The 14722-nt window shown below is 65.5% G+C and carries 15 protein-coding genes, 1 tRNA gene and 2 pseudogenes; 12 read left to right on the forward strand and 6 right to left on the reverse strand.

Features of this window, described 5'->3' with window-relative positions:
• Positions 1-29 precede the first annotated feature (29 nt).
• Entirely contained in the window at positions 30-863 is an 834-nt protein-coding gene (locus tag ACN0V4_RS18310) for a helix-turn-helix transcriptional regulator (protein ID WP_417678781.1), read from the reverse strand.
• Positions 864-962: 99 nt separating this feature from the next.
• Here ACN0V4_RS18310 and ACN0V4_RS18315 point away from each other — a divergent pair, with 99 nt between their 5' ends.
• The 4 genes and pseudogenes from ACN0V4_RS18315 to ACN0V4_RS18330 all read left to right on the forward strand — a co-directional run.
• Entirely contained in the window at positions 963-1865 is a 903-nt protein-coding gene (locus ACN0V4_RS18315; protein ID WP_417678783.1) for an SDR family oxidoreductase, read from the forward strand.
• A 292-nt stretch (positions 1866-2157) separates the two neighbouring features.
• On the forward strand, positions 2158-2487 hold the full coding sequence (locus tag ACN0V4_RS18320; protein ID WP_417678785.1) for a transposase: 330 nt from the start codon (positions 2158-2160) through the stop codon (positions 2485-2487).
• Positions 2488-2495: 8 nt separating this feature from the next.
• Positions 2496-2621 (forward strand): hypothetical protein, encoded by a 126-nt coding sequence (locus tag ACN0V4_RS18325; protein ID WP_417678786.1) that lies wholly within the window; start codon positions 2496-2498, stop codon positions 2619-2621.
• A gap of 8 nt (positions 2622-2629) precedes the next feature.
• Positions 2630-3408, forward strand: a pseudogene (locus ACN0V4_RS18330) (IS3 family transposase); the annotation flags it as partial.
• 40 nt (positions 3409-3448) lie between these two features.
• On the opposite strand, the pseudogene ACN0V4_RS18335 reads toward ACN0V4_RS18330, so the two are convergent.
• Positions 3449-3577, reverse strand: a pseudogene (locus tag ACN0V4_RS18335) (IS110 family transposase); the annotation flags it as partial.
• 164 nt (positions 3578-3741) lie between these two features.
• A tRNA-Ser gene (locus tag ACN0V4_RS18340) sits at positions 3742-3831 on the reverse strand.
• Between the two features lie 294 nt (positions 3832-4125).
• Between ACN0V4_RS18340 and ACN0V4_RS18345 the strand changes: the two genes are divergently transcribed.
• The 8 genes from ACN0V4_RS18345 to ACN0V4_RS18380 all read left to right on the forward strand — a co-directional run bounded on the left by ACN0V4_RS18345 (position 4126) and on the right by ACN0V4_RS18380 (position 11392).
• Entirely contained in the window at positions 4126-5007 is an 882-nt protein-coding gene (locus tag ACN0V4_RS18345) for an SPOR domain-containing protein (protein WP_417678788.1), read from the forward strand.
• Entirely contained in the window at positions 4991-6196 is a 1206-nt protein-coding gene (locus ACN0V4_RS18350; protein ID WP_417679012.1) for a D-alanyl-D-alanine carboxypeptidase family protein, read from the forward strand. The genes ACN0V4_RS18345 and ACN0V4_RS18350 overlap by 17 nt, the downstream gene beginning before the upstream one ends.
• Positions 6193-6819: a dTMP kinase gene (gene tmk, locus ACN0V4_RS18355; RefSeq protein ID WP_417678790.1), complete on the forward strand. Its 627-nt coding sequence runs from the start codon at positions 6193-6195 to the stop codon at positions 6817-6819. Before ACN0V4_RS18350 ends, tmk begins: the two co-directional genes overlap by 4 nt.
• Positions 6816-7934, forward strand: a complete 1119-nt coding sequence (locus tag ACN0V4_RS18360; RefSeq protein WP_417678792.1) for a DNA polymerase III subunit delta' — start codon at positions 6816-6818, stop codon at positions 7932-7934. Before tmk ends, ACN0V4_RS18360 begins: the two co-directional genes overlap by 4 nt.
• A 77-nt stretch (positions 7935-8011) precedes the next feature.
• The gene (locus ACN0V4_RS18365) at positions 8012-8827 is read left to right on the forward strand and encodes a TatD family hydrolase (protein WP_417678794.1); all 816 of its coding nucleotides are present in this window, start codon (positions 8012-8014) and stop codon (positions 8825-8827) included.
• Positions 8824-9624 carry an MBL fold metallo-hydrolase gene (locus ACN0V4_RS18370; protein WP_417678796.1) on the forward strand — a complete coding sequence of 267 codons (801 nt, stop codon included), beginning with the start codon at positions 8824-8826 and terminating at the stop codon, positions 9622-9624. The genes ACN0V4_RS18365 and ACN0V4_RS18370 overlap by 4 nt, the downstream gene beginning before the upstream one ends.
• Before the next feature lie 71 nt (positions 9625-9695).
• On the forward strand, positions 9696-10628 hold the full coding sequence (locus ACN0V4_RS18375; protein ID WP_417678798.1) for an AEC family transporter: 933 nt from the start codon (positions 9696-9698) through the stop codon (positions 10626-10628).
• A gap of 71 nt (positions 10629-10699) precedes the next feature.
• A complete protein-coding gene (locus ACN0V4_RS18380; RefSeq protein ID WP_417678799.1) occupies positions 10700-11392 on the forward strand; it encodes a metal-dependent hydrolase in 693 nt (230 codons plus the stop codon).
• A 46-nt stretch (positions 11393-11438) separates the two neighbouring features.
• Here the strand turns inward: ACN0V4_RS18380 and ACN0V4_RS18385 are convergent, their stop codons facing one another.
• The 3 genes from ACN0V4_RS18385 to ACN0V4_RS18395 form a co-directional block, all read right to left on the reverse strand.
• Positions 11439-12275 (reverse strand): IclR family transcriptional regulator, encoded by an 837-nt coding sequence (locus ACN0V4_RS18385; protein ID WP_417678801.1) that lies wholly within the window; start codon positions 12273-12275, stop codon positions 11439-11441.
• Between the two features lie 99 nt (positions 12276-12374).
• Positions 12375-13118, reverse strand: a complete 744-nt coding sequence (locus tag ACN0V4_RS18390; RefSeq protein WP_417678803.1) for an SDR family oxidoreductase — start codon at positions 13116-13118, stop codon at positions 12375-12377.
• Positions 13119-13131: 13 nt separating this feature from the next.
• Positions 13132-14700 carry a class I adenylate-forming enzyme family protein gene (locus ACN0V4_RS18395; RefSeq protein WP_417678805.1) on the reverse strand — a complete coding sequence of 523 codons (1569 nt, stop codon included), beginning with the start codon at positions 14698-14700 and terminating at the stop codon, positions 13132-13134.
• Positions 14701-14722: the final 22 nt, after the last annotated feature.

Below are 14722 nucleotides of genomic sequence, written 5' to 3' on the forward strand. Positions count from 1 at the left end.
ACCGCTCCAACGACGGCCTTGTGCGATAGTTACCCCTGGGAGGCATACACGAGCGCACGAACTTTTTCCGCATCTGTTTGGGTAGCCGGATTGTAGACGATCATCCCGAGTTCCGGCCTGCCTTCGACGGCGAAAGACGAAAATTCGAGTTTCACAAGCCCTGCCGACGGATGGCGAATCCGTTTCACGCCTTCGCTGTGAGCGATGACGTCATTATCCTGCCACAGCGCTTTGAATTCCGGGCTCAACCTGCTCAGTTCCTCTACGAGCCTGGCAGCATCCATGCTGTCCTGTGCGCCAGCCCTCGCCATGTCAGCCCGAAAGGCTCCGACCACGAACCGCGCAACGCTTTCCCAGTCCTCATTCCGGTTGCGGCCACTACCGTTCGTGAACATCAGCCGCAAGATGTTGCGCTGGTCCGACGGCAACTGCGAATAGTCCGTAAGCAGCGCGGCTGCAGCGCGGTTCCAACCGAGTACATCCCAGATGGCGTTCTTGATGATCGCGGGACTGAACGCCATTCCATCGAGCACGCGCTGCAATCGCGGGGTGATCTCGTCGACAGGCTGATAACGCGCTTCGGGCGGACGACCGAGGCCCAGCATGTACAGATGTTCGCGCTCAGGTTCGGTCAGCATCAGTCCCTTGGCGATCCTATCCAGCACATCTGCGGAAGGAGCACCGCCGCGACCTTGCTCCAGCCAGGTGTACCAGGTCGGACTGATGTTCGCCCGGCTCGCGACCTCTTCGCGCCGCAGACCGGGGGTACGTCTGCGACCGACGTCGAAACCAAAAGTCACCGGATCAAGCCGAGCGCGCCGATCACGAAGATAGGTGCCAAGCCGGTTAGTCCCGTCATTCATCATGAGCGATCCTGTTGCAAATTATACCATGATAATGTCACTACTTTAACAGGTTAAATCTAGCTCCGATACTCTGCCTTTGTCATTAGGAGAAGTATCATGCGCGTATTCCTGACCGGGGCGACGGGCTTCATCGGCTCGCACATCATTCCCGAACTTTTGGACGCTGGGCATGAGGTGCTCGGCCTCACCCGTTCCGACGCGGGCGCCCGTCAGCTCGAGGCCGCTGGTGTCGACGTCCATCGCGGCGATCTAGAACGACCCGATACGCTCGCCAGCGGTGCGGCGGCCGCTGATGCGGTGATCCACTGCGCGTTCGACCATAATTTCGAGACCTTTTTCGACAATACGAAGAAGGACGAGCGCAATATTGCCGCGATCGGCGCAGAGTTGGAGGGGACGCAGAAGCCCATCCTGATCACCTCTGGTATCGGCATCGGCACGCCGTTAAATGGCGGCTTGGCGACCGAAGACATACTCAATCCACGTCACGCCAATCCTCGCATCGCAACCGAGCTTGCCGGTACGGCGCTGATTGCGCGACGCATCGACGTGCGCACAATCCGGCTTCCGCAGGTGCATGACAAGGTCAAGGCCGGCTTGATCACGCCGCTCATCGCCGAGGCGCGACGAGCCGGAGCGGTGGCGTATCTCGGAGAGAGGGAATGCCGCTGGGCTGCAGCGCATGTAAGCGACGTTGCCAAGCTTTATGTTCTCGCACTGGAAAAGGGTGAGCCAGGCGCAAGGTATCATGCGTCAGTGGAGGAAGGCGTTAGCGCACGTGCTATTGCCGAGGCGATCGGAAGAGGCACTGGTCTGCCGGTTCGCTCGATCAGCGCCGAGGAGGTCGAACTGTACCTCGGCTGGATGGCACCTTTCGCCGGGCTCGACATGATTGGGGCAAGCACTTGGACCCGCGAGAGGCTTGGATGGAATCCGACCGGCGCTGACTTGCTGTCGGACCTTGCTGCCATAGATTACTCCATGACAGCTGCGGACTAGCCTCAACCGCTTAACTTTGAAGTCACCCGCTCATAGGGCTGGGCGGGAGGCGAGCCATCGGCGGTGGATTTTGGCGTAATCCGCCGTCGGTAGCCTTCCCGTGAAGGACACCAATTGGGTCGGGAGCCGCCAGATCCGGAAGACGCCGACGCCGTGTCCACAGCCGCCAACATAGCCGGCGTTCGCGATGGTCTTCGCGCTTCCTGAAACCTGAGCACCTCCCCGAAAATCGGACAGTGACGGAAGCTACGATCTGACGTCTGCTGGTCTCCAAGAACGAGGAGATCAGAACATGTCGAAACGCAGGAACCACGATGCGGGCTTCAAGGCTCGCGTGGCGCTGGAAGCCGTGAAGGGCGATCGCACCGTGTCGGAGCTGGCCGCGGAATACGGCGTGCATCCGACGATGATCCACCAGTGGAGCGAGCCATTGTGCGCCATTGGTTCGAGCCCAATGGCGAGCGCGCTGCTCGAGGAGGCGTCGGACATCTTCGAGCGCGGCGGAAAGAAGAAGGCTGAGGTCGACGAGGAGACGGTGCGGTCGCTGCACGCCAAGATCGGGGAACTGGCTGTCGCCAACGATTTTTTGTCACGAAAGCTCAAGCCCTGGACCGGCAAGTGAGGCGCGGGATGATCGAACGTCACCACCCCACGCTGTCGATTGGGGCGCAATGCCGCCTGCTGTCGATCTCGCGCTCGTCGTTTTACTACGCGTCGCAGGGCGAGACCGAGATGAACCTGGCGTCATGCAGCTGATCGACCGGCAGTTCCTGGAAACCCCGTTCTACGGTGTCCGGCAGCCTCTCGGGACATTGCTCCGCAATGCCCTGCCGGCCAGTGGATGACCTGGCACCTGCAGAACGAGGGTCATCCTGTGAACCAGAAGCGTATCCGGCGGCTGATGCGGCTCATGGTGAAGGGGACCGTGGCGCCAGTGGCGCCGCATAAGCCCCGAAACGATGCTGATCTACCAGATGCCCAACACCAGCAAGCCCGCCAAGGGGCACAAGACCTTACCCCTACCTGCTTGGTGGGCTGCGGGTCGATAGGCCCAACCAGGTCTGGTGCGCCGATATCACCTATTTGCCGATGCGCCGGGGCTTCCTCTACCTGGTCGCCATCATGGACTGGTTCACCCGCAAGGTTCTGTCCTGGCGGATCTCGAACACACTGGAGGCCGACTTCTGTGTCGAAGCGCTGACCGAGGCCATCCACAAGTTCGGGCCGCCCGAGATCATGAATACCGATCAAGGATCCCAGTTCACGTCCTTTGCCTGGACGGATCGGCTCCGTCGATCGGGCGTCCGGATATCGATCTCGACAACATCTTCATCGAGAGGCTGGGCGCACGCTGAAATACGAGTGCGTCTACCTGCATGCCTGGAAGACAGGATCGGAGACCAAGGTGGCCATCCGGAAATGGGTGACCTTCTACAACCACCAGCGCCCTCACTCAGCCTTGGGCGGCAAGCCACCCGCGGTGGTCTATTGGCAGAGAAATGATATCAACCAACCCGATCAGCAAGTGCAGCGAGTAGCTTAATTTACGCCAGATCCTGTCCAACGATCCGGGAGTAGCTCAGTCCGAAGAATGCCAGGACCTGATCTCTTCTCAGCTTCTTGCGCAGCACCGCCCGGCCCGCAGCCTCGGCCCCGTGAGCCTGAAACACATTCTTCGCCAGATCGAGCCCGACCGTGATAATCTCCGACATGACCGCTCTCCTTTCTGGATCGTTGCAGACCCACCTTGGCACACAGATGCCGTCGGGGGCGGTTACAGCATCAGAGCCGATCGAAGGGAACGCTGCTGCGAACACTTGCTTCGGTCTCTAGGGGGAAATCGGCTGGAATCGGCGTGCCCACTATGGGACTGAAGTGGCGGGGAGACAGGGATTCGAACCCTGGGAACGCTCTCACGCTCAACGGTTTTCAAGACCGCCGCATTCGACCACTCTGCCACCTCCCCGGCGCGAGCCGGTGTAAGGCGCGTCGCAGGCTCAGGCAAGTGGAAACCGGGGATTTTCTGCCGACGACCGGCCCTCCTGCTTTCCATGCCCGCGCCCTCACGTTATGATCGCGCCAATCGCCGCGCGGCGTCCGTGTGCAAGTCGGGGTTTGGGGATCCCGTTCAGGCGGCGGAGGGGCAGCCCTCCGCGTCGGGGTCGTGCGGTGGCAGGACCGGGTCAACCGGCATGAGCATAAGGGCTTGGGCGCAGGGGCGCGGGATCGAACCCGCCGCCGACAGGCAAGGAACGTGAAGATGAATCGAGCAAATCCCAGACTCCGGCGCCCGCTTCATGCGGTCGGGCGTCCGGCGCGGCTAGCCATGCTATGCAGTGCCATGGCCCTGCTGGCCGCCTGCGAAGAGGGCCCGAAAATGCCCGGTTTCCTGAAACCCGGCGCCAAGAGCGAACAATCCGCCCCGGCGCAAAGCTCGCGCACCAAGCTGGTCGCCCGCGACGTCGAGGCGCCCGAGGTCTTCCAGGTGACCGAGACCGGGCTTTGGGATGGACGCCCCTCGCTCGGCGGCGTCTGGGTGGCGCATCCCGACGTCAAGGATCCCGAACGGGTGATCATCCGCAACACCGCGAACGGCAAGTTCGTCATCGGCGCCCTGTTCCGACGCGAACGTGCCATCCCCGGGCCGCGCATCCAGGCCTCGTCCGACGCGGCCGAGGCGCTGGGGATGCTGGCCGGCGCGCCGGTCGAGCTGAACGTGACCGCGCTGCGCCGCGAGGCGCTGACGCCCGCCGAGGACGAGGGCACCGCCACCAGCCCCGAGGCGCCGGCAGAGGTCGAGGCCAGCAGCCTGACCCCCGCCCCCACGGCGAGCGTCGCAGCCAAGCCGGCCGAAACCAAGCCTGCCGCGTCGAAGGCCGCCCCGAAAGCCGGCACGCCGAAGTCGTCGTTGCCCAAGCCCTATGTCCAGCTGGGCATCTTCAGCGTCAAAGCCAATGCCGAACGCACCGCCGGCCAGATGCGCAATGCCAGCATGAAGCCCACCGTGCTCGAGCAGGAGTTGAACGGAAAACAGTTCTGGCGGGTCGTCGTCGGCCCGGCGCGCACTAAATCCGAACTCAACAGCCTGCTGAAGGAAGTGAAGGAAACAGGATTCTCGGATGCCTATGCCGTCTCGAACTGATCTCCGCCCCGCCGCTCAAACCGCCCGCCGCGCCCTGCGCCTGAGCGCCCTGGCTTTCTCGGCCCTGCTCTGGGCCCTGCCGGCCTCGGCCTTCGACACCCGGGCGCGCGCCGCCTATATCCTGGACCAGACAACCGACACGGTGCTCCTGGCCAAGAACGCGGATGAGGCGATCCCGCCGGCCTCGATGTCGAAACTGATGACGCTCTATGTCGCTTTCGAAGCGCTGCGCGACGGTCGGCTGACACTGGACGAACGGCTGCCGGTATCGCAGCACGCGATGAGCTATGGCGGCTCCACCATGTTCCTCGATACCACCGACCGGGTGAAGGTCGAGGATCTGCTGCAGGGCATCATCGTGCTCTCCGGCAACGATGCCTGCGCGGTGATCGCCGAGGCGCTGAGCCCCGATGGCACCGAGGCGGGCTTTGCCCGCTACATGACCCAGCGGGCCAAGCAGTTGGGCATGACGCAGTCGACCTTCGCCAATTCCAACGGCTGGCCGGCCCCCGGCCATCTGATGTCGGTGCATGACCTGGCGATTCTGGCGCAGCACATCATCAACGATTTCCCCCAATATTACCCGCTGTTCTCGGAAACCCGTTTCAATTTCGACGGCCGCGCGCCATCGAACACCCAGAACCGCAACCCGCTGCTGAGCCTCGGGATCGGCGCCGACGGGCTGAAGACCGGCCACACCGAAGAGGCGGGTTATGGTCTTGTCGGCTCGGCCAAGCAGGGCGACCGGCGGGTGATCTTCGTGGTCTCCGGCCTGCCCAGCAAGGAAGCCCGCGCCGATGAGGCGGAGGCGATCGTCAACTGGTCCTTTCGCCAATTTGCCAAGAAAACCCTCGTCCATGACGGCACCCCCGTCGCCCAGGCCAAAGTTTGGATGGGACGCGAGCCGACGGTAGATCTGGTGCCCGAGGGTGACCTGACCCTGCTGCTGCCAGCGATGTCCTCGGACGATGTGCAGGCCGAGGTGGTCTATACCGGCCCGGTCCATGCGCCGATCACCAAGGGCCAGAAACTGGCCGATCTGGTCTTCACCCCCGAGGGCATGGGCGAAATCCGCCGGCCGCTGGTGGCGGCGAATGACGTGCCGACCGGGGGCTTTCTGGTACGGGTGCAGACCGCCGTCAAAGTCCTGTTCGGGCGGGTGATCAATGGTCCCGAGGGGGCGATGTGACCTCATCGGGTCGGTTCATTACCTTTGAGGGCATCGACGGCTCCGGCAAATCGACCCAGGCGCGGCTTTTGGCCGAGGCGCTGCGCGCACGTGGCCGCGAGGTGGTGCTGACCCGCGAACCCGGCGGATCGCCCGGGGCGGAGGAAATCCGCCGTCTGGTGCTGGAGGGAGACCCCGACCGCTGGTCGGCGGAAACCGAAATCCTGCTGTTCACCGCCGCCCGGCGCGACCATCTGGAACGCACGATCGCCCCGGCGCTGGCCGCCGGCCAGGTGGTGGTCTGCGACCGCTTCGCCGACAGCACCCGGATGTATCAGGGCCTGTCGCGCGGCGATCTCAGGGCGCTGGTCGACCAGCTTCACGGCCTGATGATCGGCCGCGAACCCGATCTGACGCTATTGATCGACATGGACCCGGAACTCGGCCTCTCCCGCGCCAGGGGGCGCAAGGGGCACGAGGAACGGTTCGAGGATATGGGCATCGAGCTGCAACGCCGGATGCGTGCTGGTTTTCTGGCGCTGGCCGGGGAATTCCCCGCCCGCTTTCGCGTCATTGACGGCGGCCGGCCGATGGAGGCCGTCACCGCCGATGTCTTGGCAGCGGTGGAGCGCGAGCTGGCATGAGCGACGCCGCCCCCGCCGCCGATCAGGTTCCCGGCGCCCCGCACCCGCGCGAAACCCCCACCCTTTTCGGTCAAGACGCTGCCGAACAGGCCTTCCTGACCGCCTATAATTCCGGCCGGCTGCATCACGGCTGGCTGCTGACCGGCCCGCGCGGCGTCGGCAAGGCAACGCTGGCCTGGCGCATCGCGCGTTTCCTGCTGGCCACTCCGCCGGCCGAAGACGATGGGCTCTTCAGCGCGCCGCCAGCGCCCATAACGCTCGACATCGACCCGGAACATCCGGTGGCGCATCGCCTGTTGGCGGGCTCCGACCCCGGGCTGATCACCATCACCCGCAGCGTCAACGACAAGACCGGCCGGCTGCGCGACGAGATCGTCGTCGATGACGTGCGGGTGCTGAACCGCTTCTTCGGCCTCTCGGCCACCGACGGCGGCCGCCGGGTGGTGATTGTCGATTGCGCCGACGAGATGAACGTGAACGCCGCCAATGCGCTGCTGAAGATGCTGGAGGAGCCGCCGGCGCGCACCACGCTGCTGCTGATCTCGCATCGCCCCTCGGGGCTGTTGCCGACGATCCGCTCGCGCTGCCGCACCCTGCGCCTGTCGCCGCTGTCCCCCGCGGACATGGGCCGGGCGCTGGAACAGGCCGGCGTGGCGATGCCCGGCAATGCCGGTCACCTGACCGCGCTCGCCGCCGGATCGGTCGGCGCGGCACTGCGGCTGACCGCGCTCGGCGGGCTCGACCTCTATGCCGAGCTGATCGCGCTGCTGGCGACCCTGCCCCGGCTGGATCGGCCGCGCGCCCTCGCCCTGGCCGAAACCGCCGCGCAACGCGGCGCAGGCGACCGCTTCGACCTGCTGCTCGACCTGATCGACACCGCGCTGGCCCGCCTCGCCCGCACCGGCGCCGCCGGCCAGCCGCCGCAGCCCGAGGCCGCGCGAGGCGAGGCCGAAACCCTGACCCGGCTGGCACCGAATGCCCATAGCGCACGCGCCTGGGCCGATGCGGCGGCCGAGATCACCGCCCGCAGCCGCCATGGCAAGGCGGTCAACCTTGACCCCGCCGCGCTTGTCCTAGATACGGTTTTCAAGATGCAAAAGACCGCCGCGGGCTGATCCCCGCCCGAACGCCCGCTCCGGCACCAGGCCGCCCCGGGAGAGCACCGCGCGGCGCGACAACTGACCGGAAGACGATGACCGACCAAGCCCAACCGGAAATCACCGACAGCCATTGCCACCTGGATTTCGCCGATTTCGACGGAGAGGTCGACGCGGTGATCGCGCGCGCCGCCGAAGCAGGCGTGACCCGCATGGTGACGATCTGCACCAGGCTGAAGCACGAACCCCGCGTCCGCGCCCTTGCCGAGGCGCATGATCCGGTCTTCTTCGCCGCCGGCACCCATCCGATGAGCGCTGCCGAGGAACCGATGGCCACGGTCGACGAACTCATCGCCCTCGCCCAGCATCCGAAATTCGTGGGCCTGGGCGAAACCGGGCTCGATTACCACTACACCCCGGAGTCGGCTGCGGTGCAGCAGCAAAGCCTGCGCGTCCATGTCACCGCCGCGCGCGAAACCGGGCTGCCGCTGATCATCCACGCCCGCGACGCCGATGACGACATGGCCCGCATCCTGACCGAGGAATACCGCAAGGGCGCCTATTCCTGCGTGATGCATTGTTTCTCCTCCTCGGCGGAGCTGGGCAAGGCGATGCTCGATCTGGGATTCTACCTGTCGATGTCCGGCATCGCCGCCTTCCCGAAAAGCAAGGAGCTGCGCGACATCTTCGCGGCAGCCCCCCTCGACCGCATCCTGGTCGAGACCGACAGCCCCTATCTGGCGCCGCCGCCGCATCGCGGCAGGCGCAACGAACCGGCCTATTCCGCGCTGACCGCCCGCGTCGGGGCCGAGGTCTTCGGCCTCGACTATGCCGCCTTCGCGGCACAGACCCAGCAGAATTTCGACCGTCTCTTCTCCAAGGCCGCCACCTGGCGCAAGGAGGCAGAATGAGCAACCTGCGCATCACCATCCTCGGCTGCGGCTCGTCCGGCGGGGTGCCGCGGCTGGGCGGCCACTGGGGCGCCTGCGATCCGCTGAACCCGCGCAACCGGCGCCGGCGCTGCTCGATCCTGGTCGAACGCGACGGGCCCGAGGGCACCACCTCGGTGCTGATCGACACCGGCCCTGACATGCGCGACCAGCTTCTGGGCACCGATACCGGCCGGCTTGACGGGGTGATCTATACCCATGCCCATGCCGATCATGTCCACGGCATCGACGATCTGCGGATGATCGTCTTCAACATGCGCGCCCGAATCCCGGTCTGGGCCGATGGCGACACCCAGAACGCATTGCTCAACCGCTTCGCCTATGCCTTTGTACAGCCCGAGGGCTCGCCCTATCCGCCGATCCTCGATCTGCGTTCGATCAGCGGCCCGTTCGAGGTCAGCGGCCCCGGCGGCCCGATCCCCTTCCGTCCGTTCCGGGTCGGCCATGGCTCGATCGACGCGCTCGGCTTCCGGATCGGCGATATCGCCTATCTGCCCGACGTGGCCGAGATCTATGACGATGCCTGGAGCGAACTGCAGGATCTCGACTGCTGGATCCTCGACACCCTGCGTTATACCCCGCACCCGACCCATTCGCACCTGAGCCAGTCGCTCGACTGGATCGAGCGGGTCGGTGCCAAGCGTGCGGTGCTGACGAACATGCACATCGACCTCGATTATTCCACGCTCGATTCCGAAACCCCGGCCCATATCACCCCCGCCTTCGACGGCATGGTGATCACTGGCGATCTGACCTAGGCCCCCACCCTCCTCCTGGCCCGAACACTCTCACCGAAGGCCTCCAGCAGCAGTCAAAGGCACCAGGGCCCATGTTTCAAAGCCTGATCGACGTCATCCTGCCGGTCTTCCTGGTGATCGGCGCCGGCTATGCCGCGACGCGGGCGGGCTATTTCAACCAAGGGCATATCGACGGCATCCTGCGGTTCACCCAAGGGTTCGCGGTGCCCTGCCTGCTGTTCAGCGCGATCTCGCATCTCGATCTCAAGGCCAGCTTCGATCCGCGTCTTCTGGTCAGCTTCTATTCCGCCGCGCTGATCTGCTTCCTGCTCGGCCTCTTCGGGGCGCGCTTCCTGTTCAACCGCGATTGGGAGGACGCCGTCGCCATCGGCTTCTGCTGCCTGTTCTCGAACTCGGTCCTGCTCGGCCTGCCGATCACCGAACGGGCCTATGGGCCCGACAACCTGACCGGCAACTATGCCATCATCGCCTTCCATTCGCCGTTCTGCTACGGCGTCGGCATCACCGCGATGGAGGCGATCCGCAGCCGCGGTCGCGGCGGCAGGCACATGGCCCGCGCGGTGCTGACGGCGATGTTCAGCAACGTGCTGATCGTGGCGATCGCGCTCGGCTTCATCGTCAACCTGACCGGGCTGCATCTGTTCGGGGCCGCCGAACAGGCGCTGGCGCTGATCACCCGCACCGCCCTGCCCGGCGCGCTCTTCGCGCTCGGCGGCGTGCTGGTGCAATACAAGCCCGAAGGCGACATGAAGACGATCCTCTTCGTCTGCGCCCTGTCGCTGATGGCGCATCCGGCGCTGACCTTCCTCTTCGGCAAGGGCTTTGGCCTGCCGCAGGATCTGTTCCGCTCGGGGGTGCTCAACGCCTCGATGGCGCCGGGGTTCAACGCCTATATCTTCGCCAATATGTACGGCCGGGCCAAGCGCGTCGCCGCCTCCTCGGTGCTGATCGCCACCGGCAGCTCGATCCTGACCGTGTGGTTCTGGCTCTTCATCCTGGGTTGAGACCGGCCCGGCTGGTCATCGCAGGCCAGCGTGCTAGTCTGATCGTCGAGAGACATTCAGGAGGACATCCCATGAAGATCATCTGGCTCGGCCACGGCTCCTTCCGGATCGAGGCCGGCGGCGCGGTGCTGCTGCTCGATCCCTGGTTCACCGGCAACCCGATGCTGCCCGAGGACCAACACGAGGCCGCCATCACCGGCGCGACCCATATCCTGCTGACCCATGCGCATTTCGACCATGCCGCCGATGTGCTGGAACTGGCGAAAAAGCTCAGCATCCCGATCGTCGGCCAATTCGATCTGATGAGCTATTGGGGCGAGACCAAGGGAGTGGAAACCGTCGGCTTCAACAAGGGCGGCACGGTCGATCTGGCCGGCGCCAAGGTGTCGATGGTCAATGCCGAACATTCCTCGACCCTCGCCAGCCCCGACGGCCCGCGCGCCGGCGGCACCGAGGCCGGCTATATGATCCGGGCCGAGGGCAAGACGCTCTATTGCAGCGGCGACACCGACATCATGGCGGATATGGAGTGGATGGGGGATTACTACAAACCCGACATCGGCATTATGTCCTCGGGCGGCTATTTCACCATGGACATGGACAAGGTCGCCTATGCCGCCAAGCGGTATTTCAACTTCAAGACGCTGATCCCGGCGCATTACCGCACCTTCCCGCTGCTGGAGCAATCGGCCGAAAAGCTGGTCGCCGCGCTGCCGGGAGTGGCGGTGATCGAACCCGAGGTGATGCAGCCGATCGAGGTCTGAGGCAGTTTCGGCGCCGCCCGCGATGCGCGGCGGCGCCTCCCCCCTGCTACATCTGATCGGACGACCAGCCGCGATAGCCCAGCGCCTCGGAAATCTGCCGGGCGGCCGCCTTCACCTCCGCCTCGATCTCGCCGACGATGGGGCTGTCCTCGGCGAAGACGCTGGCGTGGCCGGTGACATTGATCGCGGCGATGGCACGGCCCTGATAGTCGTGCACCGCCACCGCCGCCGAACCGATATCATGTTCGAAGTTCGCCACGCTCCAGGTCATGCCACGGGCGCGGTCGGTCTCGAGCTGGCGCTGCAGTTCTTCCAGCGTGGTGCGGGTCTTGTCGGAATAGGCCTCCAGCGCCTGGCCCTGGTACAACTCGCGCAGCTCGGCCGGCGTCAGCTCGGCCAGAAGGATACGCCCGATGGTGGTGGCATGGGCCGGCAGGCGCGATCCTTCGCGAACCGAACTGGCCAGATGCGACATCGGGGTTTCGCGGGCGAGATAGACGATCTCGCGCCCCTCGCGCACCGCCAGATGCGCCGACAGACCCAGCTTGGTCGCCAGCGCCTTCAGCACCGGCCGCGCGGTCGGGATGATGCCACGTTCATTCAGCGCCTGGGTCGCTAGGGCGATCACCCCGGTGCCCAGCCGATAGCCGCCGGCATCGGGCAGCGCCTCGATCATCCGCTCCGCCTCCAGCGTCGCCAGCAGACGGATCAGCGTGGTGCGGTTGATGCCAATCTCCTTCGCCGTCTGGCTGGAGTTGCGGCAATGGTTGCCGGCCGCGATATGGCGCAGCAGCCGGAAGGCCCGCTCGACCGGGGGAACCGAGTAATCGGGGCCCGATTTCTGCGCGGGCCCCATATCCTGTTCAGGCAGGGGGAGGGTCATCATGCGGCTCCGAAGGCTTTTCATCCAATATTGAACAAAGCCTTCTTAATTGATCAATCCCGCAGGGCAACCCCGGAGGGCGCCGAAGCGCCCCCTGCCCTAGATTTCGTCAAATCCCTGATAAAAGCGGTTCCAGGTCGGCGAAATCAGGATTTCGTTGATGCAGGCATGCGCCGGCATCTCCGCCACGAAACGCACGGTGGCCGCCAGATCCTCGACCTGCAGCATCCGCGCCCGGGTCTCGGCCGAGGGCGGGTTGGGCCGGGTGTCGAGGATATCGGTCGCCACCTCGCCGGGCATGATCACGGTCGAGCGGATGCCATGGGCGCCGCCCTCGTCGTTGATCGTCTCATTGAGCGCGATCACCGCCCGTTTGGTAGCGCCATAGGCCGCCCCGGTCAGCCGGCCGTTGTACCGCCCCGCCCAGCTTGAGATCAGGATGATCTGGCCGCCGCCCCGCGCCCGCATCCCCGGCAGCACCGCGTGCACCGGGTAATAGACGCCGTTCAGGTTCACATCGACGACCTTTTGCCAATCCGCCGCACTCAGGTCGAACAGCGCCCGCCTGGGCACGTTGAGACCGGCGTTCGCCAGCAGCAGATCGACCGCGCCGATCCGCTCTGCCGCCGCGGCCACGGCGGTGGCATCGCCGACGTCGAGGGAAAGGGCCTGCGCCCTCCCCCCCTCGGCCTCGATCCGCTCGACCACCGCCTGCAACGGCTCCATCCGGCGGCCGGAGACCACGACCTCGGCCCCGGCGCGGGCCAGCTCAACCGCCGCCCCGGCGCCGATGCCCGAGCCGCCGCCGGTGATCCAGACGCGCTTGCCTGTCAGTCTTCCCATCGCTCTGCCCTCCTCAGGCCGGTTGCGGTTCCCAATAGGGCGCGCGCAATTCGCGCTTGAGGATCTTGCCGATGGTGCTGCGTGGCAGCTCATCGCGAACCTCGACGGCCGCGAGGCGCTGGCTCTTGCCCAGAACCTCATTGGCGCGGGCGCGGATATCATCGGCCCCGCGCAGGGCGCCGGGACGCAGCACCACCAGACCCAGGGGCGTCTCCCCCCATTGCTCCGACGGCACCCCGATCACCGCCGCGTCGACCACATCCGGATCGTCCAGCAGCACCCGCTCAAGATCGTCGGCAAAGATGTTCAGCCCGCCGGAGATGATCATGTCCTTCTTGCGGTCGGACAGGATCAAAAAGCCGTCCTCGTCAAACCGCCCCATGTCGCCGGAGCGGAAATAGACCCGCCCCTGATCGTCGCGCCACAGGTAATCCGAGGTCAGATCGTCCCGCCCGAAATAGCCCACCATCATGGTGGGAGACCGGCCGACGATCTCGCCGACCTCGCCCGGGGCAACCTCGCGACCCTGATCGTCGATCAGTCGGATATCGCTGCCCGGCGCCGGGCGGCCCACGGTGTGCAGCTTGTCGGGATGGTCATGCGCCGGCAGCATGGTGACGCCGCCGCCCTCGGTCAGCCCGTAAAGCTCGGTCAAAGTGCCGGGGAAACGGTTCAGCGCATCCAGCTTGACGTCGTGGCGCAGCGGCGCCGAGGTCGACCATTTCACCCGCAACTCGCTCAGGTCGAAATCGTCGAATTCGGGGATGTCGAGGATCCGCTTGTATTGCACCGGCACCAGCATGGTGTGGGTGATCCGCTCGGCCTCGGCCAGCTCCAACCAGCGGCGGGCGTCGAACTTGCCCATCAGATGCACGGTGGACCCACCCGCCAGCGTCGGCAGGAAGGAGACGATTGTGGTGTTGGAATAGAGCGGCGTCGACAGCAGCGTGCGGGCGTCCTGATCGTAGCCGCTGATGGCGATCCGATCCATCTGCGCCGCCCTCAGCCCGTGGTCGTGCAGGATGCCCTTGGGCGTGCCGGTGGTGCCAGAGGAATAGATCAGGTTGAACCGATCCCCCATCTCGATCGGCACCAGCGGATCATCGGTCCCCGCACCGTCCAGCAGGGTGCCATAGCTGACGCAGCCGGGTGCCGCGAAATCCAGCGCGATCACCTTCAACGGCAGCGCCGCAACCGCCTGCGCCGCCAGATCGCGATAGGTATGGGCCAGGAACAGGAACCGGGCGCCGCAATCGGCCAGCATCCCTTCCAGCGCCGCAGGTGAGGCCATGGTGGAAAGCGGCGTGACGCAGCCCCCGGCCCGCAGCACCCCCATGAAGACCTCGGCAAACTCCGCCGAATTGGGTGAAAGCACCGCCACCGGCTCGCCCTTCTGCAGGCCAAGGGCCAAAAGCGCGTTGGCCACCCGGTTCACCCTTGCGTCGAACTGGCCCCAGCTCAGCCGTGTGTCGCCGCAGACCACGGCCTCTTGCCGCGCCTTGTCGCGCGCCGCGGCGCGCACCATGTCGACGACGGACACATGGGCTTGGCCCTCCTCCGACGGGCGTTCGAATTCGATCATGGAAAGCTCCTCCCTGCTCCTC

It is taken from the genome of Pseudodonghicola sp., assembly GCF_048268305.1.
Lineage (GTDB): Bacteria > Pseudomonadota > Alphaproteobacteria > Rhodobacterales > Rhodobacteraceae > Pseudodonghicola.

What these genes read in the sequence shown, in the direction of transcription:
- ACN0V4_RS18310 (WP_417678781.1), bottom strand. Translation starts at nt 863, where the DNA reads ATGAATGACGGGACTAACCGGCTTGGCACCTATCTTCGTGATCGGCGC.
- ACN0V4_RS18315 (WP_417678783.1), top strand. Translation starts at nt 963, where the DNA reads ATGCGCGTATTCCTGACCGGGGCGACGGGCTTCATCGGCTCGCACATC.
- ACN0V4_RS18320 (WP_417678785.1), top strand. Translation starts at nt 2,158, where the DNA reads ATGTCGAAACGCAGGAACCACGATGCGGGCTTCAAGGCTCGCGTGGCG.
- ACN0V4_RS18325 (WP_417678786.1), top strand. Translation starts at nt 2,496, where the DNA reads ATGATCGAACGTCACCACCCCACGCTGTCGATTGGGGCGCAATGCCGC.
- ACN0V4_RS18345 (WP_417678788.1), top strand. Translation starts at nt 4,126, where the DNA reads ATGAATCGAGCAAATCCCAGACTCCGGCGCCCGCTTCATGCGGTCGGG.
- ACN0V4_RS18350 (WP_417679012.1), top strand. Translation starts at nt 4,991, where the DNA reads ATGCCGTCTCGAACTGATCTCCGCCCCGCCGCTCAAACCGCCCGCCGC.
- ACN0V4_RS18360 (WP_417678792.1), top strand. Translation starts at nt 6,816, where the DNA reads ATGAGCGACGCCGCCCCCGCCGCCGATCAGGTTCCCGGCGCCCCGCAC.
- ACN0V4_RS18365 (WP_417678794.1), top strand. Translation starts at nt 8,012, where the DNA reads ATGACCGACCAAGCCCAACCGGAAATCACCGACAGCCATTGCCACCTG.
- ACN0V4_RS18370 (WP_417678796.1), top strand. Translation starts at nt 8,824, where the DNA reads ATGAGCAACCTGCGCATCACCATCCTCGGCTGCGGCTCGTCCGGCGGG.
- ACN0V4_RS18375 (WP_417678798.1), top strand. Translation starts at nt 9,696, where the DNA reads ATGTTTCAAAGCCTGATCGACGTCATCCTGCCGGTCTTCCTGGTGATC.
- ACN0V4_RS18380 (WP_417678799.1), top strand. Translation starts at nt 10,700, where the DNA reads ATGAAGATCATCTGGCTCGGCCACGGCTCCTTCCGGATCGAGGCCGGC.
- ACN0V4_RS18385 (WP_417678801.1), bottom strand. Translation starts at nt 12,275, where the DNA reads ATGACCCTCCCCCTGCCTGAACAGGATATGGGGCCCGCGCAGAAATCG.
- ACN0V4_RS18390 (WP_417678803.1), bottom strand. Translation starts at nt 13,118, where the DNA reads ATGGGAAGACTGACAGGCAAGCGCGTCTGGATCACCGGCGGCGGCTCG.
- ACN0V4_RS18395 (WP_417678805.1), bottom strand. Translation starts at nt 14,700, where the DNA reads ATGATCGAATTCGAACGCCCGTCGGAGGAGGGCCAAGCCCATGTGTCC.